The 1206-nt window shown below is 70.0% G+C and carries 2 protein-coding genes; both read left to right on the forward strand.

The window, feature by feature from the left end; all coding sequences use genetic code 11:
• Nucleotides 1-269 (forward strand): hypothetical protein (locus tag ACLD7X_RS16925; protein ID WP_411424858.1); only part of this gene is annotated, 269 nt, incomplete at its 5' end.
• A gap of 45 nt (nt 270-314) precedes the next feature.
• The coding region (locus tag ACLD7X_RS16930; RefSeq protein ID WP_411424859.1) for an ATP-binding cassette domain-containing protein at nt 315-1206 on the forward strand (892 nt) is incomplete at its 3' end.

Here is a 1206-nt window from a genome sequence, read left to right on the forward strand (position 1 = left end):
GCCAGCCGGGCAAACTGGCCGCCTTCGGCGTGCTCTTCTCCATTTCGGTGCTGTGCGATCTCGCCACGCCCGTGATCGCCGGCCGGCTGGTGGAGGCGCTGGCCCAGGGGCCGGCGGCTGGCGCGGAGGCGGCGACGTCCGCCTACGGCCTCTTCATCGCAGCCGCGCTCGGCTTCTATGTCTTCCGCAATATCGGGGTCCGGTTCTGGACGCCGCTCGCCGCGCGCAACATGAGTGCGATCGTGGGGGCGGGGCTTGCCGACGTGTAGCGCTTTTCGGCCCAGTGGCACGCCGACAATTTCGCCGGCGCCACGGTGCGCCGCGTCAGCCGCGCGATGTGGGCCTATGACACGATCTCCGACACGCTCGCCTGGTTCGTGCTGCCGGGCGTGGTGGTGCTCGGCGGCATGACGGTCCTGATGGCGCTGAAATGGCCGGTCGTGGGCCTGTATCTCGGCGTGATGATCGTGGCCTTCAGCGCCGCGACGATCCTGTTCGCCCGTTACTACATCCGCGCCCGCAACGAGGAGAGCAATTCGGCCGACACCCGGATCGGCGCGGCGCTGGCCGACGTCGTGGGCGCAAACCCGACGGTCAAGGCCTTCGGCGCCGAAGCGCGCGAGGAGGCCCGCTTCGCCGCCGTCGCCGAAGACTGGCGGATGAAGGCGACCCGGACCTGGAACCGCTTCTCCGACGCCTGGGCGGTGCAGAATCTGCTGCTCTGGGCGCTGCTTGCCGGCCTCCTGGGCCTTGTGCTGCGCGAGTGGCGGGCCGGGGCGGCCACGCCCGGCGACGCGGCCTTTGCGATCACCGCCTTCCTGCTGATCAGCGGCTATCTGCGCACGCTGGGCGAGAACGTGCAGCAGCTGCAGAAGGCCTTCGCCGATATCGAGGACGTGGTCGCCTACAGCCTGGAGCGCGAAGACATCGCCGATCCGCCGGCGCGGCCGGCGTTCCGCCCGGGCCGTGGCGCGGTCGTGTTCGATCGGGTGGGCTTTCAGTATCGCGGCCAGCCCGAGCGGCTCTATGATGACTTCTCGCTCACCATCGCGCCGGGCGAGACGGTGGCGCTGGTCGGGGCCACAGGCTCCGGCAAAAGCACGTTCGTGAAGCTGGTCCAGCGGCTCTATGACGTGGATGCGGGCGCGGTGCGCATCGACGGGCAGGACGTGCGCAGCGTCAGCCAGTCGAGCCTGCGCCAGTCGA

Source organism: Aphanothece microscopica RSMan92, from assembly GCF_046613545.2.
Taxonomy (GTDB): domain Bacteria; phylum Cyanobacteriota; class Cyanobacteriia; order PCC-6307; family Cyanobiaceae; genus NIES-981.